Annotated in this window: 1 rRNA gene; it reads left to right on the top strand. The window is 55.2% G+C overall.

What is annotated here, in order from left to right:
• Positions 1-328: ribosomal RNA gene (locus EII26_RS13005) — 23S ribosomal RNA — on the top strand; the annotation flags it as partial.

Here is a 328-nt window from a genome sequence, read left to right as displayed (position 1 = left end):
CCGATAGAGAAGAGTACCGAGAGGGAAAGGTGAAAAGCACCCCTGGCGGGGAGTGAAAGAGACCTGAACCCGTGTGCCTACAAGCGATCGGAGCACGACCTGCGTTTTCGGACGCAGGGGAGTGTGACGGTATGCCTTTTGTAAAATGAGCCGGCGAGTTATTGTGCGTAGCGAGGTTAAGGACTTTGAGGTCTGAAGCCGCAGGGAAACCGAGTCTGAATAGGGCGCATTAGTTTCGTACAATAGACCCGAAGCCCGACGATCTATCCATGTCCAGGTTGAAGCCCCGGTGAAGCGGGGTGGAGGACCGAACCGAAGCCTGTTGAAA

Source organism: Fretibacterium sp. OH1220_COT-178 (assembly GCF_003860125.1).
Classification (GTDB): domain Bacteria; phylum Synergistota; class Synergistia; order Synergistales; family Aminobacteriaceae; genus CAJPSE01.
The sequence above is the reverse complement of the archived record's forward strand: the minus strand, read 5'-3'. Positions and strand labels throughout refer to the sequence as shown.